Annotated in this window: 28 protein-coding genes and 1 pseudogene; 14 read left to right on the top strand and 15 right to left on the bottom strand. The window is 72.6% G+C overall.

From position 1 onward, the window contains the following. Positions 1–58 precede the first annotated feature (58 nt). Positions 59–1,171, top strand: a complete 1,113-nt coding sequence (locus tag ACFPIJ_RS10330) for a quinone oxidoreductase family protein (RefSeq protein ID WP_380114480.1) — start codon at positions 59–61, stop codon at positions 1,169–1,171. Here ACFPIJ_RS10330 and ACFPIJ_RS10325 read toward each other — a convergent pair. The 4 genes from ACFPIJ_RS10325 to ACFPIJ_RS10310 all read right to left on the bottom strand — a co-directional run bounded on the left by ACFPIJ_RS10325 (position 1,164) and on the right by ACFPIJ_RS10310 (position 3,663). Further along, complete coding sequence (locus tag ACFPIJ_RS10325) at positions 1,164–2,249, bottom strand: epoxide hydrolase family protein (RefSeq protein WP_380114479.1); 1,086 nt, start codon at positions 2,247–2,249, stop codon at positions 1,164–1,166. The genes ACFPIJ_RS10330 and ACFPIJ_RS10325 overlap by 8 nt on opposite strands. A gap of 87 nt (positions 2,250–2,336) precedes the next feature. Further along, entirely contained in the window at positions 2,337–2,792 is a 456-nt protein-coding gene (locus ACFPIJ_RS10320; protein WP_380114478.1) for a MarR family winged helix-turn-helix transcriptional regulator, read from the bottom strand. Between the two features lie 23 nt (positions 2,793–2,815). After that, a complete protein-coding gene (locus tag ACFPIJ_RS10315; protein ID WP_380114477.1) occupies positions 2,816–3,187 on the bottom strand; it encodes a nuclear transport factor 2 family protein in 372 nt (123 codons plus the stop codon). Positions 3,188–3,261: 74 nt separating this feature from the next. Continuing rightward, complete coding sequence (locus ACFPIJ_RS10310; protein WP_380114476.1) at positions 3,262–3,663, bottom strand: winged helix-turn-helix transcriptional regulator; 402 nt, start codon at positions 3,661–3,663, stop codon at positions 3,262–3,264. Between the two features lie 77 nt (positions 3,664–3,740). Between ACFPIJ_RS10310 and ACFPIJ_RS10305 the strand changes: the two genes are divergently transcribed. Further along, positions 3,741–4,667, top strand: coding sequence for an NADP-dependent oxidoreductase (locus ACFPIJ_RS10305; RefSeq protein ID WP_380114475.1), 927 nt, complete (start codon positions 3,741–3,743; stop codon positions 4,665–4,667). Positions 4,668–4,689: 22 nt separating this feature from the next. Here the strand turns inward: ACFPIJ_RS10305 and ACFPIJ_RS10300 are convergent, their stop codons facing one another. Together ACFPIJ_RS10300 and ACFPIJ_RS10295 are read right to left on the bottom strand one after the other, a co-directional pair. Next, positions 4,690–5,184, bottom strand: coding sequence for an RICIN domain-containing protein (locus ACFPIJ_RS10300; RefSeq protein ID WP_380114474.1), 495 nt, complete (start codon positions 5,182–5,184; stop codon positions 4,690–4,692). Then, positions 5,145–6,182 (bottom strand): sialidase family protein, encoded by a 1,038-nt coding sequence (locus ACFPIJ_RS10295; protein ID WP_380114473.1) that lies wholly within the window; start codon positions 6,180–6,182, stop codon positions 5,145–5,147. Before ACFPIJ_RS10295 ends, ACFPIJ_RS10300 begins: the two co-directional genes overlap by 40 nt. Before the next feature lie 77 nt (positions 6,183–6,259). Here ACFPIJ_RS10295 and ACFPIJ_RS10290 point away from each other — a divergent pair, with 77 nt between their 5' ends. Continuing rightward, positions 6,260–7,171: an aminoglycoside phosphotransferase family protein gene (locus ACFPIJ_RS10290; RefSeq protein ID WP_380114472.1), complete on the top strand. Its 912-nt coding sequence runs from the start codon at positions 6,260–6,262 to the stop codon at positions 7,169–7,171. 84 nt (positions 7,172–7,255) lie between these two features. Here the strand turns inward: ACFPIJ_RS10290 and ACFPIJ_RS10285 are convergent, their stop codons facing one another. Both ACFPIJ_RS10285 and ACFPIJ_RS10280 read right to left on the bottom strand, forming a co-directional pair. Next, complete coding sequence (locus ACFPIJ_RS10285) at positions 7,256–7,864, bottom strand: class I SAM-dependent methyltransferase (RefSeq protein ID WP_380114471.1); 609 nt, start codon at positions 7,862–7,864, stop codon at positions 7,256–7,258. 23 nt (positions 7,865–7,887) lie between these two features. After that, complete coding sequence (locus tag ACFPIJ_RS10280; RefSeq protein ID WP_380114470.1) at positions 7,888–8,475, bottom strand: hypothetical protein; 588 nt, start codon at positions 8,473–8,475, stop codon at positions 7,888–7,890. 49 nt (positions 8,476–8,524) lie between these two features. Between ACFPIJ_RS10280 and ACFPIJ_RS10275 the strand changes: the two genes are divergently transcribed. After that, positions 8,525–9,571 carry an aminoglycoside phosphotransferase family protein gene (locus ACFPIJ_RS10275; RefSeq protein WP_380114469.1) on the top strand — a complete coding sequence of 349 codons (1,047 nt, stop codon included), beginning with the start codon at positions 8,525–8,527 and terminating at the stop codon, positions 9,569–9,571. 13 nt (positions 9,572–9,584) lie between these two features. Then, entirely contained in the window at positions 9,585–9,998 is a 414-nt protein-coding gene (locus ACFPIJ_RS10270; RefSeq protein ID WP_380114468.1) for an NUDIX domain-containing protein, read from the top strand. Here ACFPIJ_RS10270 and ACFPIJ_RS10265 read toward each other — a convergent pair. Continuing rightward, complete coding sequence (locus tag ACFPIJ_RS10265; RefSeq protein WP_380114467.1) at positions 9,979–10,581, bottom strand: DUF4240 domain-containing protein; 603 nt, start codon at positions 10,579–10,581, stop codon at positions 9,979–9,981. The genes ACFPIJ_RS10270 and ACFPIJ_RS10265 overlap by 20 nt on opposite strands. A 74-nt stretch (positions 10,582–10,655) precedes the next feature. Here ACFPIJ_RS10265 and ACFPIJ_RS10260 point away from each other — a divergent pair, with 74 nt between their 5' ends. Next, positions 10,656–11,180 (top strand): GNAT family N-acetyltransferase, encoded by a 525-nt coding sequence (locus tag ACFPIJ_RS10260; protein WP_380114466.1) that lies wholly within the window; start codon positions 10,656–10,658, stop codon positions 11,178–11,180. Between the two features lie 20 nt (positions 11,181–11,200). Next, a complete protein-coding gene (locus tag ACFPIJ_RS10255) occupies positions 11,201–11,782 on the top strand; it encodes a transglutaminase-like domain-containing protein (RefSeq protein ID WP_380114465.1) in 582 nt (193 codons plus the stop codon). On the opposite strand, the gene ACFPIJ_RS10250 is transcribed toward ACFPIJ_RS10255, so the two are convergent. After that, on the bottom strand, positions 11,769–12,467 hold the full coding sequence (locus tag ACFPIJ_RS10250; protein ID WP_380114464.1) for an alpha/beta fold hydrolase: 699 nt from the start codon (positions 12,465–12,467) through the stop codon (positions 11,769–11,771). The two genes, ACFPIJ_RS10255 and ACFPIJ_RS10250, sit on opposite strands and share 14 nt — an antisense overlap. Before the next feature lie 141 nt (positions 12,468–12,608). Between ACFPIJ_RS10250 and ACFPIJ_RS10245 the strand changes: the two genes are divergently transcribed. After that, positions 12,609–12,965, top strand: a complete 357-nt coding sequence (locus ACFPIJ_RS10245; RefSeq protein ID WP_380114463.1) for a winged helix-turn-helix transcriptional regulator — start codon at positions 12,609–12,611, stop codon at positions 12,963–12,965. Here the strand turns inward: ACFPIJ_RS10245 and ACFPIJ_RS10240 are convergent. After that, complete coding sequence (locus tag ACFPIJ_RS10240; RefSeq protein WP_380114462.1) at positions 12,959–13,711, bottom strand: class I SAM-dependent methyltransferase; 753 nt, start codon at positions 13,709–13,711, stop codon at positions 12,959–12,961. The two genes, ACFPIJ_RS10245 and ACFPIJ_RS10240, sit on opposite strands and share 7 nt — an antisense overlap. 63 nt (positions 13,712–13,774) lie before the next feature. On the opposite strand from ACFPIJ_RS10240, the pseudogene ACFPIJ_RS10235 reads away from it, so the two are divergent. From ACFPIJ_RS10235 to ACFPIJ_RS10210, 6 genes and pseudogenes are all read left to right on the top strand, one after another. Further along, a pseudogene (locus ACFPIJ_RS10235) lies at positions 13,775–14,401 on the top strand (class I SAM-dependent methyltransferase); the annotation flags it as partial. A 226-nt stretch (positions 14,402–14,627) separates the two neighbouring features. After that, on the top strand, positions 14,628–16,004 hold the full coding sequence (gene tnpB / locus ACFPIJ_RS10230) for an IS607 family element RNA-guided endonuclease TnpB (RefSeq protein ID WP_380114461.1): 1,377 nt from the start codon (positions 14,628–14,630) through the stop codon (positions 16,002–16,004). Between the two features lie 152 nt (positions 16,005–16,156). Beyond that, positions 16,157–16,990, top strand: coding sequence for a class I SAM-dependent methyltransferase (locus tag ACFPIJ_RS10225; protein ID WP_380114460.1), 834 nt, complete (start codon positions 16,157–16,159; stop codon positions 16,988–16,990). Positions 16,991–17,048: 58 nt separating this feature from the next. Further along, entirely contained in the window at positions 17,049–17,711 is a 663-nt protein-coding gene (locus tag ACFPIJ_RS10220) for a Type 1 glutamine amidotransferase-like domain-containing protein (RefSeq protein ID WP_380114762.1), read from the top strand. 95 nt (positions 17,712–17,806) lie between these two features. Next, the gene (locus ACFPIJ_RS10215) at positions 17,807–18,433 is read left to right on the top strand and encodes a LysE family translocator (protein ID WP_380114459.1); all 627 of its coding nucleotides are present in this window, start codon (positions 17,807–17,809) and stop codon (positions 18,431–18,433) included. 74 nt (positions 18,434–18,507) lie between these two features. Further along, on the top strand, positions 18,508–18,936 hold the full coding sequence (locus ACFPIJ_RS10210) for a PPOX class F420-dependent oxidoreductase (protein WP_380114458.1): 429 nt from the start codon (positions 18,508–18,510) through the stop codon (positions 18,934–18,936). Between the two features lie 4 nt (positions 18,937–18,940). On the opposite strand, the gene ACFPIJ_RS10205 is transcribed toward ACFPIJ_RS10210, so the two are convergent. From ACFPIJ_RS10205 to ACFPIJ_RS10190, 4 genes are all read right to left on the bottom strand, one after another. Beyond that, positions 18,941–19,600, bottom strand: a complete 660-nt coding sequence (locus ACFPIJ_RS10205; RefSeq protein WP_380114457.1) for a methionine ABC transporter permease — start codon at positions 19,598–19,600, stop codon at positions 18,941–18,943. Position 19,601: 1 nt separating this feature from the next. Beyond that, positions 19,602–20,627: a methionine ABC transporter ATP-binding protein gene (locus ACFPIJ_RS10200; RefSeq protein WP_380114456.1), complete on the bottom strand. Its 1,026-nt coding sequence runs from the start codon at positions 20,625–20,627 to the stop codon at positions 19,602–19,604. Between the two features lie 11 nt (positions 20,628–20,638). Next, positions 20,639–21,601, bottom strand: a complete 963-nt coding sequence (locus ACFPIJ_RS10195; protein ID WP_380114455.1) for a MetQ/NlpA family ABC transporter substrate-binding protein — start codon at positions 21,599–21,601, stop codon at positions 20,639–20,641. Positions 21,602–21,870: 269 nt separating this feature from the next. Further along, a complete protein-coding gene (locus ACFPIJ_RS10190) occupies positions 21,871–22,809 on the bottom strand; it encodes an NADP-dependent oxidoreductase (protein WP_380114454.1) in 939 nt (312 codons plus the stop codon). Between the last annotated feature and the right edge of the window lie 23 nt (positions 22,810–22,832).

Genomic DNA, 22,832 nt, shown 5'->3' with positions numbered 1-22,832 from the left:
GGTCCAGTAACGTCCGGACCGAAATTGACTGACGGTCCACTTTAGCGGAGGAGCGACCATGCAGCGCGTCCGGTACTACGAATACGGCGGCCCGGAGGTGCTGACCGTCGAAGCTGTCGACCCGCCGGCGCCACAGGCAGGACAGGTGCTGCTGCGGACCGAGGCCGTCGGCGTCAACTTCGTCGACACCAGGTTCCGGCGCGGACCCGGCAGCGGCAGCATCTTCCAGCGCCCCCTGCCCGGACGCCCGACCGGCGACGTCGTCGGCGTGGTGGACCAGGTCGGCCCGGACGTCGACCCGCGACTGGTGGGCACGCGGGTCGCCGCGCTCGCCGAGGACGCCTACGCCGACTACGTCGTCGCCGACGCGGCGTGGCTCGCCGCCGTCCCCGACGGGCTCGAACCCGGCGACGCCAGCATGCTGGCGATGAGCGGCCCCGTCGCCCTGCGGGTCCTCCGCGCCGCGCGACCGGAGCCCGGCGAGACCATCCTGATCCACTCCGCCGCGGGCGGCATCGGCCACCTCGCCGTGCAACTCGCCAAGCACCTCGGCGCCACCGTCATCGGCACCGCCGGATCACCGGACAAGCTCGACTTCGTCACCGCCGTCGGCGCCGACGTCGCCGTCGACTACACCCGGCCCGACTGGGCCGACCAGGTCCGCGCCGCCGCTCCGGGCGGTGTCGACATCGTCCTCGACGCGGTCGGCGGGCAGATCCTGCAGGCCAGCCTCGACCTGCTCGCCCCCTTCGGCCGCGCCGTGGTCTACGGCGCCGCGACCGGAGCCCTGGAACAGATCCCCGTCGTCACCCTCTTCGCCCTGCGATCCGTCACCGGCTTCAACCTCACCGCCTGGCGCCGGGCGAACCCGGACCAGGCCCGCCACGACATGGTCCAGATCGCCGACCTGTTCCAGACCCACCGCCTGCACACCAGGGTCCACGCCAGCCTCCCGCTCGCCCAGGCCTCGACCGCCCACGAGCTCATCGAGGCCCGCCGCCACACCGGCCGCATCCTGCTCGTCCCGACGGCGGCGGACCCGACGGCGGCGGACCCGACGGCGGCGGACCCGACGGCGGCGGACCCGACGGCGGCGGACCCGACGGCGGCGGACCCGACGGCGGCGGACCCGACGGCGGCGGACCCGACGGCGGCGGAGCGGGTCAGCTGACCACGGTCAGGAAGAAGTCGCGGACGTCGCCGGCCAGCAGGTCCGGGACCTCCATCGCGGCGAAGTGGCCGCCGCGGTCGAACTCCGACCAGTGCCTGATGTCATACAGCCGCTCGGCGAGGGGTCGCACCGACTGCGTGATGTCGTGCGCGAACACCGCCACGCCGACCGGTGCCGGGCACTTCAGCGGCCCTCCCCGCGGGACGTCGTGGTGCAGCCGCGCCGAGGAGGCCGCGGTGGCGGTCAGCCAGTACAACGAGATGTCGGTGAGCATCCGGTCGTCGCTGACCGGCGTGCTGGGGTCCGTCCAGTGGGCGAAGCGTTCGGCGATCCAGGCGAGCTGACCGACCGGTGAGTCCGTCAGCGCGTAGCCGATGGTCTGCGGCGTGGCGGCCAGCAGCGCCTGGTACGGCGGGCGGTTCGCCATCAGGTGCCGGATCTTGTCCAGCCGGGCCTCGTCCGTCTCGGAGAACGTGATGCCGGCGTCCGGGTCCGGTCGGGTCGGCAGGTAGTTGACGTGCACGCCGACGACCCGCTCCGGGGCCACCGCGCCGAGCGCCAGCGAGATGCCCGCGCCGAAGTCGCCGCCCTGCGCGCCGTACCGCTCGTAGCCGAGCCGCCCCATCAGCTCGGCCCAGGCCCGCGCGATCCGGGCGACGTCCCAGCCGCCCTCGTGCGTCGGGCCGGAGAAGCCGTACCCCGGGATGGACGGGATCACCAGGTGGAAGTCGCGCGACAGCGGCTCGATCACGTCCTCGAACTCCAGGAACGAGCCGGGCCAGCCGTGGGTGAGGACCAGTGCGAGCGCGTCGGGCTTCGGGGAGCGGACGTGGACGAAGTGGATGTTCTGGCCGTCGATCTCGGTGGTGTAGTGCGGCAGCTCGTTGAGCCTGGCCTCGTGCGCGCGCCAGTCGTAGCCGGTGCGCCAGTATCCGGCCAGTTCCTGGAGCCGGGCGAGGGGGAAGCCGTAGTCCCAGCCGGCACCGGCGACCTCGTTGGGCCAGCGGGTGCGGGCGAGGCGGTCGGCGAGGTCGTCGAGGTCGGCCTGCGGGACGTCGATGCGGAAGGGCGTGATCATGACCGGACTCCAGGGTTTGGACCGAATAACGTTGGCAGGACCAACGATACCGCATTCGTTGGTACGGCCAACGATTCGTTGGCCACGTCACACCGGCTTGGCGTGGTGCTCCACGATCCGGGTCAGGAGCCGGACGAGCTGCTCCCGCTCAGCGGGCGACAGCGGGGCGCACAGGTCCTCCTGGATCTGCGCCAGGACCCCGTCGAGCCGCGCCAGGTGACGGCCTGCCGCCGGGGTCGCGGTGATGACGTTGCGCCGGCGGTCCCCGGGATCCGGGGACCGCTCGATCAACTGCTGGTCGGCCAGCTCGTTCAGGGCCGCGACGACGTCGCTGCGGTCGATGCCCGTGCGGCGCCCCAGCTCGGCCTGGCTGGCGGGCCCACCGTCGGCGAGCGCGGCCAGCAGCCGGTAGTGGTAGCCGCGCGCGTCGACCGCCGCGAACCCCTCGACCACCAGGCGATGACTGTGCGCCGAGGCCTGGTTGATCAGCCAGCTCGGCGCGCTCCTGAGACGCCCGGGTGGCGGCTGCGCGCCCGCGTTCATGACCGCAGCCTACTGGCCACCGGTCAACTCCAGGCGATGGTCCTTCCCGGCATCGGCTCCGCCAGCGCCGCCCGCCACTGCGGGGCGCAGAACGGGTCGGCGAAGTACTGGGTCTCGTGGACCACCTGCTCGCCGGCGAACTCCATGATGCTCACCGAGTACGTCGGCTTGCCGTCGTAGGTGATGACGCACTCACTCACCCACCGGTCGCCGCAGCCCGCGATGCGCAGGACGGTGAAGTGCCGATCGGCGGGGTGCTTGTCGCGTTGCGCCGCGATCGTCGCGCGGCCCTGGAACCGCTCACCCGACTGCGGGTAGTCCAGGATGGCGTCGTCGGCGTAGATCGCTTGCTCCGGGTCGGTTTCGCCGGCCTCCGACGCCCGCCAGTGCTCCACGATCGCGGCCCTGGTTCTCGTATCGAGTTCCCTAGTGGCGTAGTGCACCCTCCCAGGTACCACGCCGGCTGCCGTCAAAACCGGCCGGCATCGTAGGCCGCCTGCGCCTCGTCCACCTCGTGGATGTGGGTCTCGGCCCAGGCCTTGATCGCGGTCATGATCGGCAGCAGGCTGGCGCCCAGCGGGGTGAGCGCGTAGTCGACCCGGACCGGGACGGCCGGGGTGACCGTGCGGGCGACGAGACCGTCGCGCTCCATGGTGCGCAGGGTCTGGGTGAGCATCTTCTGGCTGACGCCGGCGAGGGTGCGGCTCAGCTCGCTGTAGCGCCGGGGACCGTCGGCGAGCGCGTTGAGCAGCAGGCTCACCCACTTGTCGCTGATCCGGTCGAGCAGCTTGCGGGCCGGGCACGTCGCCAGGTAAGCGTCGAACCGCTCACGCTCCGAAGCGCGGCGCTGCGGTGCTGTCTGCGTCGCCATGGCCTACTCCCGGGAGGGTTACGCACCTTGAGGTGCCTACTTCCCGTTAGAGAGTAGCAATGCCTACCGTCGGCGGCATGAAGGCTGTGATCATCCACTCGTACGGCGGTCCCGAGGTGCTGCGGATCGCGGAGGTGCCGGTGCCGCGGCCCGCCCGGGGACAGGTGCGGGTCCGGGTCGCCGCGGCCGCGGTCAACCCGGTCGACGTGCAGACCCGCTCCGGCGCCCTCACCCGGGCCGGCATCCTGCCGCCCCGCGAGGTCGTCGGCATCGGCTGGGACCTGTCCGGCACCGTCGACGCCGTCGGGCCCGGGGTGACCGGGTTCGCGGCCGGCGACCGCGTCGTGGGCCTCTGCGACCGGCTGCCGCTGCCGGTCAAGGCGCAGGCGGAGTACGCGGTCCTCGACGCCGGCGCGGTGGGCAGGCTCCCGCCGGACGTCGACCTGACCGCCGCCGCGACCCTGCCGCTCAACGCCCTCACCGCCGCGCAGGCCCTCGACCTGACCGGGCTCCACCCCGGGCAGACGCTGCTGGTCACCGGCGCGGCCGGCGCGGTGGGCGGCTACACGGTGGAGCTGGCCGCCCGGGCCGGGCTGCGGGTGATCGCCGTCGCGGCGGAGTCGGACGAGCACCTCGTGCGCGAGCTGGGCGCCGAACACGTCGTCGCCCGCAGCGCCGAACCGGCCCCGGCCGTGCGGGAGCTGGCACCCGGCGGGGTCGACGGCGTCGTGGACGCGGCGTCCGTGGGCATCGCCGCGCTCGACGCGGTGCGCGGCGGCGGCGCCTTCGTCGCCGTCCTGCACGGCGCGCCGCCGCCGTTGCGGGGCATCCGGGTGGCGAACGTCTGGATCCGCGCCGACGGCCCGCGCCTGGCCGCCCTCGCCGCGGCCCGGCTCCGCCTGCGCGTCGCGGACACGCTGCCACTGGACCGGGTCGCCGACGCCCACCGGGCCCTGGAAGCCGGCGGGTTGCGCGGCCGCCTGGTCCTGCTGCCCACCGCCTGACTCCCTTTGCACAGCGCCGGGATCACCACGCGGTGAACGGGAACCGCTGCGGCGCCGCGCCGTTGCAGTCCCACAGCTGCAGCCGCGTGCCGTTGGTCGTGACCCCGCCGGGCGCGTCCAGGCAGCGGCCCGAGTTCGGGTTGAGCAGCGACCCGTCGGTGCGGCGCAGCCACTGCTGGGCCGCGGTGCCGTTGCAGTCCCAGATCTGCAACGGGGTGCCGGCGGCGGTCGCCGCGCCCGGCACGTCCAGGCAGCGCCCGCGCGCCTCGGCCGAGCCGTCGGGGCGCAGCGTCCACCGCTGGACCGGCGCGTCGTTGCACTGCCACGCCTGCACCGCGGCACCGTTGGCATTGCCGCCGGCGGCCACGTCGACGCACGCGCCGCTGGAGTGCGCGAACCGGCCGGCGGAGTTCGAGGCCGGCGGCAGCAGCGCCTCGCGGTAGACCGCCCGGCAGCCGGCCCCGGTGTCGTCGGTGGTCACCTCCAGCACGCCGGCGCCGTCAACCGTGGGCACCACGACCGGGCTGTAGTTCGCGCAGACGCCGGGCCGGGGCCGGCGACCACGACCGGCGCCGCCGTGGCGTACCAGCTCCGGCCGCTGTCGAGGCTGGTGAACATGGCGGGGGCCGGCAGGTCGGTGCCGTTCGCGGCGCGGACCCGCTGCGCGATCAGCAGCACCCGGCCGGTGGCGGTCGTGGCCAGCGTCGGGGTCGCGGTCAGGTAGCGCCCGTCGGCGATGGTCACCACCGGGTCCAGCCGCGCCGGGTCGCCCCAGTTCGTCGCGTCGGCCGAGGTACGCGACCGGACCGCGCAGTCGTACTGCCCGCCGAAGCCGCACACCTCGTAGGCCAGCAGCCAACGACCGTCGGGCAGGCGGCGCACCGCGGGCATGCCGGGACGGTGCCCGGGCTGCGGGCCGGTCACGATCGGCGTCCGCGCCGACCAGGTCACCCCGTCGGTCGACACCGCCTGGACCAGGACCTGGCTGCGGCCGGGCTGGCTCTCGTCGGCGAAGTACGCGACAAGCCGCCCGCCCGGGTCGACGGCCAGCTCCGGCTCCCACAGGCCGCCGCTGGTGCCGGACCGGGCGACCGTCGACAGGAAGCGCCAGCTGCGGCCCGCGTCGGTGCTGGCCCACAACCGGACCGCCATGCGCCGCTCGCCGCCGCCGTCCTGCCCGACCGCACCGGCCCACAGCAGCGTGCCCGCGCCGAGCGCACCGACCTGCCGGGGCAGCTCGAACAGCGTCGTGCAGCACAGGCCCTGCCGCGCATCGGGATCCGCGACCGTGCCGACCCGCCGGAACCCGCCGCCGGCGTGCTCGTAGATCGCCCCGGCCGGGCCACCCGGCGGGAACTGGGTGACGGTGAGCAGCACCCGCCCGTCGGCGAGGCGGACCGCACGTGGGCACATCGCCGTGCCACCGTCCACGGGCGTGCCGGTGGCCGCGACCGCCACCGCGCCCGGCACCAGGAACGCCACCAGCGACACGACAACGCCGAAGACTCGTCTCACACCCGTCAGGCTGCGCCACACCCATCGACGCATCCATCGTTTTCGAAATATTGCGGCCCTGGACTAGGGTTCATGGGATGTCCCACGACGAGCGTGAGATCACCGCTGAACTGATCCGGGACCTGGTGCGGGAGCAGCACCCCGACCTCGCCGACCGCCCGGTGAGCCTGGGCGCCCGCGGCTGGGACAACCAGCTGTGGCGGCTCGGCGACGACCTCGCCGTCCGGCTGCCCTGGGCCACCGGGGACGCCGACGCCCTGCTGCGCAAGGAACACGCCTGGGTGCCCGCGCTGGCGCCGCGACTGCCGCTGGCGGTGCCCGTGCCCCAGCGGATCGGCGAACCCACCGCCCGGTTCCCTCGGCCCTGGCTCATCACCACCTGGGTGCCGGGCACGCCCGCCGACCGCGCCCCGGTCACGCCCGGGGCGGACGCCGCGGAGTCCCTGGCCGCGTTCCTGACCGCGTTGCACCGGCCCGCCCCCGACGGGGCGCCGACCGGCCGGGGCCGCGGCGGCCGGCTCGCCGACGTGGCCGACGGGTTCGCCAGGAGCCTCGCCGCCGCCACCGAGCTGGGGCTGATCGAGGACCTGGACGCCGTCACCGCCGCCTGGGACGACGCGGTCGCCGCGCCCGCATGGACCGGCCCGCCGCTGTGGATCCACGCGGACCTGCACCCGGCCAACGTCCTCACCGCCGGCGGCGCCATCTGCGGCGTCATCGACTTCGGCGACCTCTGCGCCGGCGACCCGGCCTGCGACCTCGCCGCCGCGTGGATCCTGCTACCGGACGGCGACCGCGACCGCTTCCACGCGGCCTACCAGCCGGCGCCGGACGCCGCGACCCTGCGCCGCGCCCGCGGCTGGGCACTGGGCCGGGCCCTCGCCGGCCTGCTCATCGGCGACAACGGCGTCCACGGCCGGCCCGGCGGCCAGCCCACCTGGGGCCCGCCCGCCCGCGCCTCCCTGCAACGCCTCATCGCCACCCGCTGAGCCCGCCCTCGCCCCTCCGCAACACCACCCGCTGAGCCGGATCACGCCCCTCCGCAACGCCGCATCGCCACCCGCTGAGCCGGCTCACGACCCGCTCAGGACCGCCGCGATCGCCGCGACCTGGCGGTGCGTGCCGTCGGCGGGCCGGTGCTGGCGCTCGACCTCCGTGAAACCGACCGCCGCCAACCGTGCGGACAACTCGTCGGCGGGCCAGCGGTAGGCCGTCGCAACCTTGTGGTCGAAGGCGCCGAGCTCGTCGTAGTCGAAGAAGCCGACCACCAGCGTGCCCCCGGGCGCCAACACCCGCCGCAGCTCCGCGAGGGCACCGTCGATCTCCTCGGGCGGCAGGTGGATCAGCGAGAACCAGGCCAGGACACCGGCGAGGGAGCCGTCCTCGAGGTCGAGGTGGCGGATCGACCCGAGCTGATACTCGCCGTCCGGGTGGGCCGCCTTCGCGTAGGCGATGAACTCGGGGACCATGTCGATCCCCCGCGCGTCGACGCCCAGCGACCGCAGGTAGCCGGTGATGTGACCGGGGCCGCAGCCCGCGTCGAGGACGGTGCCCGGCCGGATCGTCAGATGGCGGCCGATGAAGGCGAGATCTTCGGCGTGCACCTGCTCGCTGGTGCCGAACAGCCCGATGTAGATGTCGGCGATGGCGGTGTACGCGTCCCGAACCTGCTCCACAGTCACTGCGCGACTCTACGCCTCTTGCCTCAGCCGAAGGGCGAGCGCGGGGTGGACGTCAGCATCGGCGCCACGGCGGTGAGATCCACGACGGGGACGCCCGGCGCGACGTGCTGCATCGCGGCGGTCAGTGCCGCCGGGTCCACCGGGAACCCGTTGGTGGAGCGGCTGGCCGTCACCACGTCGGCCGGCACGTGCCAGATCATGCTCACGAGGTTGGCCGGGATGCGCTGCGGCAGCGGGGCCGGACCGTCGTGGCCCTCGAGGCCGACGTAGGTCTCGGTCCACAGCAGCAGGCGCACACGGAACAGGTAGACCGCCGAGATGTCCGGCCACGCCACGAAGTCGGACGTCGCGCGGTACAGCGGCGGCCGCCCGCCGAACTGGATCCCCCGCTGGTCGACCCGCAGCCCGACCTTGCCGGTCAGCGCGGCGTGGCCGTACAGCGCGAAGATGGTGCCGGACGCCGCGAAGCAGCCCGCAGCGACGAGCGGCCCCACGTCCGGGCCGCCCACGACCAGCGCGACGGTGCCCGCGATCAGGCCGGCCACCACGAGGCCCCAGACCGTCCAGCTCACGCGGTACCTGGCCTGGTACGCCACCGACTCGTTGATCATGCGCGTATCATGCCCGCCGCAGGTCGCGCAGGCAATGGATACTCACGTCATGCCGCACGGTCCTGATTTGTCGATCTCCGAGGTGATCCGCGCCGAATTGGGCGCCCCTGTCCTGGTGCGCCGGCTGGACAGCAGCCCGCGTTCCGACGTGAGTCTGGTGGAGTTCGACGGCGCGCCCGCGATCGTCAAACGCGTCACCGGCGGGCCGGACGCGGCCGACCGGTTCCGCAACGAGGTGACCGCCCTGCGCCTCGCCGGACAGGTGCGACCCAGCCCTGTCGCCGCCCTCCTCGCGGCCGACCCCGCAGACCTGGTGCTGGTGCTCGAGTACCTTTCGCACACGAGGCCGGCCGAGGTGCGCTGGACGGTGGACTACGCCGTCGCGCTGGCCCGGCTGCACACCTCCCCCACCGCCGGGTTGCCGCCCTATCGCGGTGCGGGACAGGACGACGTCGACGCGTTCCTGAGCCTGGCCCAGCGGCTCGACGTGCCCGTCCCGCCGTCCGCCGCCGACGAACTCCGCGCCGTGCTGGACCGCCTCGACGGTGATGGCGCCGGGTCGCTGCTGCACGGCGACCCGTGCCCGGACAACGCCGTGCTGACCGACGACGGGATCCGGTTCGTGGACCTGGAAGGAGCGCAGCGCGGCCCGGCCATGGTGGAGCTGGCGTACCTCCGGATCGGCTTCCCCACCTGCTGGTGCGTCACCGCGCTGCCCGCGGCGCAGATCGCGGCGGCCGAGGCGGCCTACCACGACACCCGGCGGTCACTGGGCCACCCCACGACGGGCGACGACCTCACCGACGCCTGCGTCGGCTGGCTCATCCAGGGCGACGCCCTCGTCCAACGGGCCGCCCGGCGCGGCGCCGACCATTGGGCGGCCCTGACCCGCGCAGACTGGGAATGGGGCACCGCCACCGCCCGGGAACGACTGCTGCACCGCCTCGACGTCGTCACGACCATGACCGCCGGCCACACGCAGCTGGCCGGAGTCGCCGCGTTGACGGACGCCATGCGATCCTTGGTGCGGCAGCGCTGGCCCCGGCTCTCGACCCTGCCGATGGCGCGGAACAACCCCCTGACGGCGGGCGATTGAAGGGACGGATCCCGTGGACAGTGACGCCCGGGCCCAGGTCGTCGCGGCCGTCCTGCGCGACGGCAACCGGGTGCTGCTGTGCCACAGGTCCGCCACCCGGCGCTGGGACCCCGACGTGTGGGACCTGCCGGGCGGGCACATCGAGCCCGGCGAACGGGCCGGCGCGGCGATGGTCCGTGAGCTGCGGGAGGAGCTGGGAGTCGCCGTCGCGGAACCCACCGGGCCGCCGGCGCAGCACGTCGCCGGCGCCACGTACGACCTGCAGATCTGGCTGGTCGACAGCTGGGCCGGCACCCCGGTCAACGCCGCGCCGGACGAGCACGACGCCATCGCCTGGTTCGACGCCACCGAGCTCGCCGGACTCCACCTCGCGCACGACAGCTACCTCGCGACGTTCACCTCGATACTCACCCGCCCACCACGGTGAGGTCCGGGTAGAACAGCTCCAGGCTCGCCTGCTGCTCGGGAAACATCGCGGCGAGCCGCTCCAACCGGCGCGGCGGCACCGGGGCAGCTCCGGCCGGGCTGCCGACAGGCAGCCCGGCCTGTTCGGCACGATCCAACGCCTCGTAGTAGCTGCGGTCGTCGCCGGCGACCTGTTTCAACGCACGCCGCGGAGCGAACTGGAAGCGCTCGGTCAGCAACACACTGATGTTCACCGTGCCCGCCGCGACCCCTTGGACCGCCGGGTGTCCGGCAAGGTTGTCGGGATCCGCCAACGCCAGCTCGTACCACTGCCGGCCGAGCCCCACGACCCCGGCACAGAAGTCGCTGAACGAGTCGTCGCCGCAACCGTTGTGGATCAGAAACGCCGCCATGAACAGGTCGTCACGGGCCACGTGGTACTGCAGAACGCCGAACTGGGCATCGAATTCGACAATCTCCGTGAGCGACAGCCGGACCAGCTGGTCGCGCAGCGCCACCCCAAGGCTCTCGTCCAGGTTGTCCCAGTCGGTCCCGGCCTCCGACCGCGCCGCCTCGACGATCTCCCAGCACCGCTGCGCATCCATCGCGAGATTCAAACACGCGGCGGTCGCGCTCTACAGACCACCGACCCCGCCGTCCGGCGCATAGGCTGTCGTCCGTGGTGGACTGGGTGCGGCTCGAACTGGACGTGGATCGGTTCGACGACGCGGAGTTCTCGCTGTACCTGCGGCGGGCCGAGGCGTCGGGCGCCAGGTTCACGACCCTGGCGGAGCTCGGTGACACGCCGCTGCACCTGCGCGCGCTCTACGACCTCAACAAGACGTGCTCGGCCGACATCCCGGACCGGGGCCCGTTCTACACCTACGACGAATACGTCGCCCAGCGCATCGACGTGCCGTCGTTCGACCCGGGCGGCATCGTCCTCGCGATCCACGACGGCACCTGGATCGGGATGTCCGCGACCTCGCTCCATCCGGAGCCGAGATACGCGTTCTCCGAGATGACCGGTGTGCTCGCGCCTTACCGCGGGCGGGGCCTGTCGCTGGCGTTGAAACTGCTCGCGATCCGCTTCGTCCGGGCATCCGGGTACCGGCGGCTGGTCGCGTTCCACCACCCGCGCAACGCGTCCGCGATCGCGATGAACCGCCGGCTCGGCTTCACCGACCGGGCAGCCGGCGACTGACGCGCCCGTATCCTCGGGTTGTGGCAGTCGAGGCATTCCTTTCCGCCGGTGACGTGGTGCAGGCCGATCACCCCGCGGTGCGCGCGTCCGCGGCCCGGCTCCGCGAGCGGCACGCCGGAGACGCCGGGTTCTCGCAGGCGGCGTACGAGTTCGTCCGTGACGAGGTGCGGCACTCCTTCGACGTCGACGATCCACGGGTCACCGTCACCGCCGCCGAGGTGCTCGAGCATCGGGTGGGGCTGTGTTACGCCAAGTCGCACCTGCTCGCGGCGCTGCTGCGGGCCGAAGGTGTGCCGGCCGGGCTCTGCTACCAGCGCCTCGCCACGGCGGGCGGCGGGTTCGTGCTGCACGGCCTCGTCGCGGTGCACCTCGACGGCCGGTGGCATCGCCAGGACCCGCGCGGGAACAAGCCCGGCATCGATGCCCAGTTCTCGCTCGACGGGCCGCGGCTCGCATTCGCGGTCGACCCGGCTGCCGGCGAGTGCGACTACGACGCCGTGTTCGCGACGCCGGACGCCGGGGTACTGGCCGCGCTGCGCGCAACGACCGACGTGCTGACGCTGCGCGCCGCCGGCCTGCCCGGCGAACTCAGGCGAGCTTGAGCAGCAGCTCGGACAGTTCGACCGGCATGGTGACCATGCAGTCGTGACCGGTCGGCAGCTCCCACACCGGTTGCGTCGCGGGGACGGGCCGGCGGCCCGCCGGCGCGCCGGCGACGCAGTGGATGTGGGTGCGCGCGATCGCGGCCGCGGCGGGGTTGCCGAGCCGGACGCGTTGCTGGAAGCAGCGCACCGGCTCGTCCGACAGCGTCGTGCGCAGCCAGGCGATGTCCGCCGGGTCGGTGACGCCGAAGAGGCCGGCGGGCGGCGGCAGCTCCGGCAGCGGCGGGATGCGCCAGGTGCCGGACCGGGCGGCCTGGTCGATCAGGAGTTGGGTCATGGGGATGACGTCGATCGCGTTCTCGCCGTCGTCGGGCACCATGGCGTCGAGGTGGACCAGGTGGGCGAGCCGGTCCGGGACCTGCTCGGCCACCGAGGAGATGACCATCCCGGCGTAGCTGTGCCCGACCAGCACCACCTCGGTCAGGTCCTCCTCGACGAGCAGCCGGACGATGTCGTCGACGTACGTGTCGAGTCCCACCTCCGGGCCGAGCAGGTCGGCGCGGTCGCCGTGGCCGGTCAGCGACGGCGCGAGCACCCGGTGCCCGGCCGCGACCAGCAGCGGCACCACCCGGTCCCAGCTCTGCCCGCTGTGCCAGGCGCCGTGAACCAGCAGATACGTAGACATGGTTGATCCGTCCTTCGTCAGCGTGAGGAGTGGTTCTCCCGAGTGCCTCGGTACCTTTCGAGAACCACCTCTATGATCGAGGGGCCGGCGCATCCGGCGCAATCAGGCACATTCGCGTGCCCCGGTTCCGTGGAGGTAACCATGAGCGCAGCGGAGGGCGAGGCGGCCCGGCCGACCAGTTGCCGGAACCTCATCGAGGACAAGTGGGTGCTGCGGACCGTGTCCGTCCTCGGCGCCGGGCCGCACCGCTTCACCGAGCTCAAACGCGCCATCGACGGCGTCAGCCAGCGCATGCTCACCGTCACCCTGCGCAGCCTGGAACGCGACGGCATCCTGACCAGGACCGTCCACAACGTCATGCCGCCCAACGTGACGTACCAACTGACGCCGTTGGGGACCGCATTGCTCGACGCCGCCACGCCGTTGCTGGCATGGACCACCGGCGCGCTGCCGCTCATCGACGCGGCCCGCGCCGAATACGACGCGCGCGTTCAGTAGGCGGGCCGTCTCGCTTCGACCAGGGTCCGGCTGGAGTGGGCGACGAAGGCGCCGTGCTCGCGGATGTGGGCGTCCAGCCGTTCCAGGGGTTCGCGATACCGGTCGACGGTGAAGTCGGGCACCCACCAGACGCACTTGCGCAGGATGTACACGACCGCGCCGATGTCGAAGAACTCCATCCGGCAGCGCACGGTGCGCAGGTCGACGACCTCCAGCCCGGCCGCCCGCGCCGCCGTCGCCTCGTGTCCGGGGTCGCGCCCGGTCCGCGCCAGCGGGCCGAGGAACCACTCGATGAGCTCGAACGCCGACCCCGGCCCGACGTGCTGGGCGAAGTACGTGCCGCCGCCGGCCAGCACGCGAGCGATCTCCGGCCAGTCGGGAGCCACCGGATGGCGGCTGCTCACCAGTTCGAAGCCGGCGTCGGGAAACGGCAGCGGCTTGCCCTGCTCGACGTGGACGACCTCGACGCCGCGGGGCGCCAACCGGCGGCGGGCGAGTTCGACGTTCGGCGGCCAGCCCTCGGTGACGACCATCCTCGCCGGCAGCTGCGGCGCCTCCCCGACGATCTCGCCGCCCCCGGTGTCGATGTCCAGGGCCGAGCCGACCCGGGCCAGCCGCGCCGCGAGCTGCCGCGCGTATCCCCACGGCGGCCGCTCCTCCGTCGCCCGGCCGTCGAGCCAGGCGAAGCTCCACCCGGACACGTCCACCGCGGCGGCTTCATCAACGAGGTCATTGAACGTTCGCACGTTGCCCACCAGCACCAACCTCGCCGCGATCGGCCACAGCGTCAACCGAATTCCCCGACGACAATGATCGGCATGACGGTTCGGTACGACGATGTCCTCGGCCCGCTGCAGGCGGCGTACGACGCGCGGGCGGCCTGGCGCGACGGGCTCGGCAAGGAGCCGTGGAAGCTCGCGGAGCGGCAGGCGTTCCGGGACCGGCTGGCGCCGGGCGCGCGGCTGCTGGAAATCGGCGCCGGCACCGGGCAGGACAGCGTCTACTTCCGGGACGAGGGTTTCGCCGTCGTGGCGGCCGACCTCTCCCCGGCGATGGTCGAGCACTGCCGGGCCAAGGGCCTCGAGGCGCACGTCATGGACTTCCTGCAGCTGGACGTGCCGCCCGGCTCGTTCGACGCGGTGTACACCATGAACTGCCTGCTGCACGTACCGAACCACGACCTACCCACGGTCCTCGCCGCCATCCGGGCCGTCCTGCGCCCCGGCGGGTTGTTCTTCCTCGGCGTCTACGGCGGCACCGAGAGCGCCGAGGGGGCCGTCGACAACGACGAGTACGTGCCACCGCGGTTCTTCTCGTGGCGCACCGACGAGCAGCTGCTCGGCTTCGCCTCCGCCTGGTTCGACGTGGTGGACTTCCACATCGTCGGTGAGGGCCGCGGTCACCGGTTCCAGTCCCTGACGCTGCGGCGCCCGGACCTCGTGGACAGTGGCTCGGATCACGCCGCCGGGGCCTCAGAGAGATCCCGGGGCTACCGATGGACCCCGCTGTACACACCGGTGGAAGGGGCTGCGAACTGTGGTCGTTGAGTGTGCTGTAGCGCTCTCACGCTGTTGAGTGTCGTGCGTTGCAGGTGTTGGCGGAAAGTGTCGTACCCGCGGTTCATACTGCTCGCTGACACGGTCGGGGACGGGGGTGCGCGTGGTGCAGACGGTGCAGGCGTACCGGTTCGCCCTGGACCTCACCCCGGCTCAGGAACGGGCGTTGCTGGCGCATGCGGGTGCGGCTCGGGTGGCGTTCAACTGGTCTCTGGCGCGGGTGAAGGCGGTGTTGGATCAGCGTTCGGCGGAGCGGTCCTACGGCGTGGCCGAGGAGTTGTTGACGCCGTTGGCGGGTTGGTCGTTGCCGGCGTTGCGGCGGGTGTGGAACGTGGAGAAGGGTGTGGTGGCGCCGTGGTGGCGGGAGGTGTCGAAGGAGGCGTTCAACACCGGTCTGGACGCTCTCGCCCGCGGCCTGCAGCAGTGGGGTGACTCCCGCCGCGGCCAGCGGGCCGGCCGTCCGATCGGGTTCCCACGGTTCAAGACCCGGCACCGCAGCGCACCCAGCGTCCGGTTCACGACGGGTGCGATCCGGGTGGAGCCGGACCGCAAGCATGTGGTGCTGCCGCGGCTGGGTCGGTTGAAGCTGCACGAGTCGGCGCGGAAACTCGCCCGGCGGGTGGAGGCGGGTACCGCGCGGATCATGTCCGCGACGGTCCGTCGGGCCGGCGGACGGTGGCATGTCGCGTTCACCGTCACCGTCGAGCGCACCGACCGGCGACCGGCGCAGCCCACCGCGACGGTCGGTGTTGACGTCGGCATCCGCCACCTCGCCGTACTGTCCACCGGCGACCTCATCGCCAACCCACGCCACCTCGACGCCGCGCAGGCCCGGCTGCGGGCACTCGGCCGCGCGATGGCCCGCAGGCAGGGTCCGGACCGCCGGACCGGACGGGCGCCGTCGCGGCGGTGGCGGCGGGCGTCGGCCCGGCTCGGCCGGGCACACGCCCGAGTCGCTGACCTGCGCCGTGACGGATTGCACAAACTCACCACCCGCCTTGCCTGCACCTACGGCACGGTCGTGGTGGAGGACCTGCACGTGGCGGGGATGCTGCGCAACCGGAGCCTGGCCCGGCACATCGCCGACGCCGGCTTCGCCGAGATCCGCCGGCAACTCGGCTACAAGACGGTGTGGCACGGTGGCCGGCTCGTGGTCGCCGACCGCTGGTATCCGTCCAGCAAGACCTGCTCACGCTGCGGCGCGGTGAAAGCCAAACTGCCCCTGCGCGAACGGACGTACACGTGCACCAGCTGCGACCTGGTCCTGCACCGGGACCTCAACGCCGCACACAACCTCGCCAACCTCGCCGCGAACCCCGCGGACACGGCGCAGGTGTCAACCGCCGGGAGTGGCCCGGTGGCAGGACGTGGAGCCAACCAGAAGACCCACCCCGGTGGGCAGGAGGCGAAGAACCGTCAACCCGGCACCGCACCAGCGGATCAGACCGGGACCGTCCCGTCGCAAGACAGGACTGCCGCATGAGCGCCAAAGAACACTCAGCGGCAACGGCGAGAGCGTCACGAACCTGCGGCGGGCGTTCCACCGCCAGCTCTCCTCCATGCATGCGGTCCCGGCACTGAACGCTGCCTGACGCCGGGTTGCGGGGCGGGCCCGGGGTTGGTGATGCTGTCCCGGTGCCCGCCCACCACAGCGCCTGGCGCTGGGATCCGTCGCTGTACGCCGGAGCCGCCGCCCACTACGCCGCGGGCCGGATGGCCTACCCGCCGGAGCTCGCCGGAGCCCTGGTCGCCGAGCTCGGCCTCGACGGCACGGGCACGCTGCTCGACGTCGGCTGCGGGCCGGGCTCGCTGACGCTGCTCCTCGCGGCGCGGTTCGCCCATGCGATCGGCGTCGACGCCGACCAGGGGATGCTCGACGAGGGCGCCAGGCAGGCGGCCGCGCGGCACGTGGGCAACGTCTCCTGGCGATGCCTGCGGGCCGAGGATCTACCGGCCGACCTGCCACCCGTCGACGTCATCACGCTCGCGCAATCGTTCCACTGGATGGACCGGCCACGGGTCGCCGCCGCGGCGCGCCGCCTCCTGGTGCCCGGTGAGGCTCTGGTGCCCGGTGACGCTCTGGTGCCCGGTGGCGCTCTGGTGCACGTCGGCGCGACGACCCACCGTGGCGACGGCACCGGCGGACAGAGCCCACCCTGGGACGCCATCACGGCGCTGGTCGAGACGTACCTGGGCGCCAAGCAGCCCGTCCCCGGCGACTCCCCAGGCCACGAGGACGAGATCTACCGGATGGCCGGGTTCGACGGCCCCCGCGTGATCGAGCTGCCAGGCCGCGAGGTGCGCAGGTCGGCGGCCGACATAGTCGCCGCCGTCTACTCCCTCTCGAGCTCCACTCCGCACCTGTTCGGCGACCGGTTGCCCGACTTCGACCGGGACCTCCACGCGCTGCTGGGCGGCGCCGGCTTCACCGAACGCACGCGACCGATCGTCCTGCAGATCTGGCGCTGAGCCACCGGCTACGGTGAACCGACAAAGGATCAAGCAAGAGGATGGTGCACGCGTGCGGATGCTACTGACGTCGAGCGGCCTGACCAACGACACGTTGCTGGACGCGCTCCGGGGCCTGCTGGGCAAGCCGTTCGGGGCGGCGGACGTCGTGTGCGTGCCGACCGCGTCCGTGGCGGAGTCCGGCGACCACGGCTGGCTCATCGAGCGGCTGCACCGGATGTACGGGCTCGGCTGGCGCACGTTCAATGTCCTGGAGCTCAACGGCCTGCCGCGGCAGACGGTGCTGGACCGGCTGCTGCGCGCCGACGTCATCTACGTCGAGGGCGGCAACCACTACCACCTGGCCCGCAGCATCACCGGCGCCGGCCTGGCCGACGACGTCCTTGAGGCGCTGCGCAGCCGGGTCTACGTGGGCGTGAGCGCCGGCTCGATGATCTTCAGCCAGCACCTCGACGAGCACTCCGGCGAGGTCATCGGCGACCTCGCGGACCTGCACGCCCTCGGCGCGACCGCGCTCACGCCGCCGTTCGGGCTCTTCGACTGGTATCTGAAGCCGCACCTGCACTCGCCCGACTTCCCGGAACGCGACGACGCCTGGGCCGACCGCATCGCCGCACGGGCCGACTTCCCGATCTATTTCATCGACGACGACACCGCCATCCGGGTCGTCGACGGCACGGCCGACGTGGTCACCGAAGGCCGCTGGCGGCGGCACCTGTAAACCGGCGGCATCTGTAAACCGCCGGGACCTGCAAACCGCCGGCACCCGTAACCCGCGGGCACCCGCAAATCCTCCGCCGGTGCGACGATACGGCCATGCCGTTGAACCTCGCGCTGTTCCTGGTCTTCCTCGTCGCGATCCTGGTCATCTGCATCACTCCCGGCCCCGACATGCTCTACATCGTGGCCACGTCGCTGAGCCAGGGCCCCTTCGCCGGGGTCGTCGCCTCGGTCGGCATGGCGATCGGGATGCTCGTGCACACGGTCGCGGTGACGCTGGGCCTCGGCGCGCTGCTGGCCGCGTCACCGGTGCTGTTCGGCGTGATCAGGTACGCCGGCGCGGCGTACCTGATCTACATGGGCATCCAGGCCTGGCGCAGCAGCTCCGAGCCGGCGCGGACACCCGAGGCCCAGGAGCGCACCGGCACCCGGCGGGTGCTGTGGCGGGCCACCGTCACGAACCTGCTCAACCCGAAGATCGTCCTGTTCTACCTGGCGTTCCTGCCGCAGTTCGTCGACGCCGGGCGGGGCCACCCGACCCTGCAGCTGCTCATCCTCGGTCTGACCTTCGTCGTGGTCGGGCTGCTGATCGACGCGGTCATCGGGGTCACCGCCGGCCGGCTCGGTCGCTGGCTGCAGCGGCGGGCCAGCGCCCAGACGATCCTCAACCGGATCGCCGGGACGGTCTTCATCGCGCTCGCGGTCCGGCTGGCCGCGACCTGAGCGCCGGGTGAAATGGCCCGGCGCTTGCGAACTTCGGCCCGAGCGCCCACACCGGCCGTAGATACGGTGGGCGCATGACACAACGCCTGCCGCAGGAGTTGCGGGACCTGATCGCGTCCGGACCGTTGGTGCATCTGAGCACCATCAACGCCGACGGGAGCCCGCAGGTGACCGTCGTGTGGGTCGGACTCGACGGCGACGAGCTCGTCAGCGGGCACATGTCGCGGTACGTGAAGCTGCGCAACATCGAGCGGGACCCGCGCGTGGTGCTGTCCTTCAGCGCGCCCCGGGTGCCCGGCGTGTTCCTGAACGAGTACGCCGTGCTGCATGCGCGCGCCGTCGTCGAGCCGAGCGACGCCGCCTGGGATCTGCTCAACCGGCTGACGAAGGTGTACATGTCGCCGGAGACCGAGTTTCCCGCCCCGAAGGGACCGGGGTTCATCGTGCGGTACACCGTCGAGCGCATCGGTGGCGTCGGCCCGTGGGTGCCGCCCGCACGATGAGACCTCAGCGGCGCAGCGCCTTGCGGGCGAGCGCGTTGCCGACGAACTGGCCGGCCTGGACGATGACGATGATGGTGGCGACGGTGATGTACACGACCGGCCAGTTGTACCGCTGGGAGCCGTAGGTGACGGCGAAGTCGCCGAGGCCGCCGCCGCCGAACAGGCCGGCCTGCGCGGACATGTCCACGACGCCGACGAAGATGAACGTGTAGCCGAGGATGACCGGGCCCAGGGCCTCGGGGACGACCACGGTGAGCAGGATGCTCAGCGGGCGGGCGCCGGCGGCGCGGGCCGCCTCGATGACGCCCGGCTCGACCGCCAGGAGGTTCTGCTCGATGATGCGGCTGACCGCGAACGCGGCGGCGAGGGACAGGGCGAAGGTGACCGCGTCGGTGCCGATGGTGGTGCCGATGGTGGCCAGCATGAGCGGCTGGATGGCGGTGAGGAAGATGACGAACGGGATCGGGCGGACGACGTTGACGAGGATGTTGACCGCGATGAACACGGCCCGGTTCGCCAGGAGGCTGCCGGGGCGGGTCGCGTACAGGACCAGGCCGAGGCCGAGGCCGAGCAGTCCGCCCGCCACGACCGAGATGGTGACGATGTAGAACGTCTGCCAGATCGCCTCGCGGAAAACCGGCAGGTTGGTGAGGAACTCGTCCACGTCAGCTGTCCTCCTCGCGCACGTCGACGCCGTCGGCCCGCAGCGCGGCCAGGGCGGCGTCGACACCGTCGCCGGTCAGCTCGTAGGTGAGGCTGCCGACGGGGCGTTCCTGCAGTTCGCTGATGCCGCCGAAGACGATGTCCGCGGCTACGTTGTGCGCGAGGAACGTTTTGGCCAGGGCCGTCTGGGAGCGGTCGCGGACGGCGATGGTCACGAGCCGGCCGGGGTGTCGGCGGCGCAGCCGCGCGAGGGTCTCCGCCGACGGCCGGTCCCGCAGCGCGTCGCGGACGAAGTCTGCGGCCGCGGTGGTGCGCGGGTGCGCGAACACGTCGTACAGGGTGCCGGTCTCCGCGATGCGGCCGCCTTCCATGACCGCGACCCGGTCGGCGACGGCCCGGATGACGTCGAGCTCGTGGGTGATGAGCACGACGGTGACGCCGAGCTCGCGGTTGACCCGGCCGAGCAGCGCCAGCACCTCGCCGGTGGTCTTCGGGTCGAGCGCGCTGGTTGCCTCGTCCGCCAGCAGCAGCGACGGCTCAGTGGCCAGGGCGCGGGCGATGCCGACCCGCTGCTTCTGCCCGCCGGACAGCTGCTCCGGGTGGTCGTGCGCGCGGTCGAGGAGGCCGACGAAGTCCAGCAGCCGCGCCACCCGCCGGTCCCGCTCCGGCCGGCCGACGCCGGCCACCTTCAGCGGATAGGCGACGTTGCCGGCCACGGTGCGGGAGCGGAACAGGTTGAACTGCTGGAAGATCATGCCGATGTCCCGCCGGACGCCGCGTCTGTCCCCTTCGGACAGTGCGGTGATGTCGTGCCCGCCGACGTGCACCTGGCCGCTCGTCGGCGATTCGAGGCCGTTGATGAGCCGGATCAGGGTGCTCTTGCCGGCGCCGGAGTGCCCGATGACGCCGAACACCTCACCCTTGGCGACCTCGAGGCTGACGTCGTCCAGGGCCACGACCCGGGGGCCGTTGCGCCCCCGGGTGAACGTCTTGCTGACGTGGGTCAGCCGAACATGCGGTGCGGGCACGGTCGGCGGGCCTACTTGCCCTTGCCGGCGGCGACGGCCTGGCCCTGGACCGTCTGCAGCAGCGTCTGCAGCTCGGCCGGGGCCACCTGGCGGAAGATGGCGGTGCCGCCGTTGGACTTCTGCACGCCTTCCTCGATCGCCGGGTCGTGGTACAGCTCGGCGAGCTTGCGGTAGGTCGCGTTGTCCTTGTCCGCGGCCCGCACGGCGAACACGTTGACGTAGGGCGCCGCGCTGGCGCTCGCCGGGTCGTCCTGGAAGACCGCCGCCGTGCGGGCCAGGCCCGCGCTGGTCGCGTAGTTGTTGTTCACGATCGCCGCCGCGACGGAGCCGCTCTTGAGCGCGCCCGCCGTCTGCGAGGCGTCCAGCGTCACCACGTCGACCTTCTTCGTGGCGATGTCGGAGGTGCTGGAGAACGCGCCGCCGCCGTTCTTCAGCGTGAGCAGCCCGGCCGACTGCAGGACCAGCAGCCCCCGCGCCTGGTTGATGGCGTCGTTGGGGATCGCGACCTTCGCATCGGCCGGGATGGCGCTCACCGACGTGTAGTTCAGCGAGTACAGCGGCAGCGGGTAGACCGCGGTCGCGCCGATCGGCTGCAGATCGTCCTTCGCCGTGACGTTGTAGTTGGCAAGGTACTGGATGTGCTGGAACTGGTTGAGTTCCAGCTGATTCTCTTTGAGCGCCGGGTTCGGCTGGCTGTAGTCGTTGAAGTTGACGAACGTCACGGTCACGTTCAGCCGCTGCTTGGCCAGGTCGGCGTAGGTCTTCCAGTACGGCTGCGACGCGTCGGTGACGCCGACGCGGACGGTCTTCGAGTCGCCCGAGTCGTCGCCGCGGGTGGCCGCGAAGGCCACCCCGGCCACGATGACGACCGCGGCCACGGCGCCCGCGATCCAGGGCCAGCTGCTGCGCCGGCGGGCCGGCAGCTGCGGCTGGTCGTCCGGCTGGGTGGGTTCGGGCGAGGTGGGTTGGGACATGACGGCACTCCGGGGAGGGAAAGGTGCGCGCGGTGATGTGCGCGCGGTGAGGGGGAGGGCGCGGTGGCCCACGAACGTCAGCGGCGGTGCGGTGTCACCGACACAGGCAGCTGGCGACCTGCGCGTGGTCGATCACGCGCCGGCTGGTGAGCAGCACGGTGGGGAGGCCGGACGACGCATGCATCGAGCTCTCCCCTTTCATCCCGCGCTGGACTCGCCCGTCATCCTAACCCACTATTTCGATCGACAAAGTGTGGTCTGTGTCGCCTTCAGGGGATGAGGGCGACCTTGCCGCCCGGGTGGGTGCCGCGGACCAGGTCGAGCGCCGCGAGGGCCTCGTCGAGCGGGAGGCTCCGGGCGACCGGGACGACGAGCCGGCCGTCGGCGGCCAGGTCAAGCAGCCGGGCGCGGACGGCGTCCCGGAACGCCGCGCTCGCTGGTTGCGCGCCTCCGATCGCGGTGACCCCGGCAGCCCGCGAGCGGTCCGACACGACGATCGTCACGGCGCGGCCGGCGTCGGCGAGCAGTTCGCCGACCGAGTCGATGGCCTCGTCGGTGCCGACGGTGTCGATGACCGCAGCGATGCCCTCGGGCGCGGCCGCCCGCGCCCGGTCCACGAGCCCCGGGCCGTAGGCGATCGGCTCCGCGCCGAAGCCGCGCACCAGGTCGAAGTTGCGTTCGCTCGCGGTGCCGACGACCCTGGCGCCGATGAGCCGGGCCTGCTGCAGCACGCTGACGCCGACCGCGCCGGACGCGCCGTGCACGAGGATCGTCTCGCCCTCCGCGACCCGCGTGACGTGCAGCGCCTCGGCGGCGGTCGACCCGGCGAGCAGCAGGTTGGCGGCGGCCGGGTAGTCCAGCGCTTCCGGCTTGGCGAAGACGTCCTTCGCCGGCACGGTGACCTGCGAGGCGTAGCCGCCGCTGATCCGGAACGCCACGACCGGGTCGCCGACCGTGCCGCCGCCGGAGGCGATCTCGGTGCCCGGCCCGACGGCGCTGAGCACGCCGGCGACCTCGTAGCCGATCAGCAGCGGCAGCGGCCGGTCGGGGCCGCGCTCGGCGGCGAGGTGCTTGTAGTCGGCCGGGTTCACGCCGGCAGCCCGCACGTCGATGGTGACCTCACCCGCGGCGGGTGGCGGGACGTCGGCCTCCACCAGGGTGAGCGCTTCGGGTCCGCCGAACTTCGGTGCGATCCACTGCACTGCCATGGTCGGTTCCTCTCGTTGGGTCG

Origin of the sequence: Dactylosporangium cerinum, from assembly GCF_042653625.1 — a bacterium.
Lineage (GTDB): Bacteria > Actinomycetota > Actinomycetes > Mycobacteriales > Micromonosporaceae > Dactylosporangium > Dactylosporangium cerinum.
Note: the sequence above shows the minus strand (reverse complement) of the source record. Positions and strands in the feature narration are given on the sequence as shown.

What these genes read in the sequence shown, in the direction of transcription:
- ACFPIJ_RS10330 (WP_380114480.1), top strand. Translation starts at nt 59, where the DNA reads ATGCAGCGCGTCCGGTACTACGAATACGGCGGCCCGGAGGTGCTGACC.
- ACFPIJ_RS10325 (WP_380114479.1), bottom strand. Translation starts at nt 2,249, where the DNA reads ATGATCACGCCCTTCCGCATCGACGTCCCGCAGGCCGACCTCGACGAC.
- ACFPIJ_RS10320 (WP_380114478.1), bottom strand. Translation starts at nt 2,792, where the DNA reads ATGAACGCGGGCGCGCAGCCGCCACCCGGGCGTCTCAGGAGCGCGCCG.
- ACFPIJ_RS10310 (WP_380114476.1), bottom strand. Translation starts at nt 3,663, where the DNA reads ATGGCGACGCAGACAGCACCGCAGCGCCGCGCTTCGGAGCGTGAGCGG.
- ACFPIJ_RS10305 (WP_380114475.1), top strand. Translation starts at nt 3,741, where the DNA reads ATGAAGGCTGTGATCATCCACTCGTACGGCGGTCCCGAGGTGCTGCGG.
- ACFPIJ_RS10290 (WP_380114472.1), top strand. Translation starts at nt 6,260, where the DNA reads ATGTCCCACGACGAGCGTGAGATCACCGCTGAACTGATCCGGGACCTG.
- ACFPIJ_RS10280 (WP_380114470.1), bottom strand. Translation starts at nt 8,475, where the DNA reads ATGATCAACGAGTCGGTGGCGTACCAGGCCAGGTACCGCGTGAGCTGG.
- ACFPIJ_RS10275 (WP_380114469.1), top strand. Translation starts at nt 8,525, where the DNA reads ATGCCGCACGGTCCTGATTTGTCGATCTCCGAGGTGATCCGCGCCGAA.
- ACFPIJ_RS10265 (WP_380114467.1), bottom strand. Translation starts at nt 10,581, where the DNA reads ATGGATGCGCAGCGGTGCTGGGAGATCGTCGAGGCGGCGCGGTCGGAG.
- ACFPIJ_RS10250 (WP_380114464.1), bottom strand. Translation starts at nt 12,467, where the DNA reads ATGTCTACGTATCTGCTGGTTCACGGCGCCTGGCACAGCGGGCAGAGC.
- ACFPIJ_RS10245 (WP_380114463.1), top strand. Translation starts at nt 12,609, where the DNA reads ATGAGCGCAGCGGAGGGCGAGGCGGCCCGGCCGACCAGTTGCCGGAAC.
- ACFPIJ_RS10220 (WP_380114762.1), top strand. Translation starts at nt 17,049, where the DNA reads ATGCTACTGACGTCGAGCGGCCTGACCAACGACACGTTGCTGGACGCG.
- ACFPIJ_RS10215 (WP_380114459.1), top strand. Translation starts at nt 17,807, where the DNA reads ATGCCGTTGAACCTCGCGCTGTTCCTGGTCTTCCTCGTCGCGATCCTG.
- ACFPIJ_RS10210 (WP_380114458.1), top strand. Translation starts at nt 18,508, where the DNA reads ATGACACAACGCCTGCCGCAGGAGTTGCGGGACCTGATCGCGTCCGGA.
- ACFPIJ_RS10195 (WP_380114455.1), bottom strand. Translation starts at nt 21,601, where the DNA reads ATGTCCCAACCCACCTCGCCCGAACCCACCCAGCCGGACGACCAGCCG.
- ACFPIJ_RS10190 (WP_380114454.1), bottom strand. Translation starts at nt 22,809, where the DNA reads ATGGCAGTGCAGTGGATCGCACCGAAGTTCGGCGGACCCGAAGCGCTC.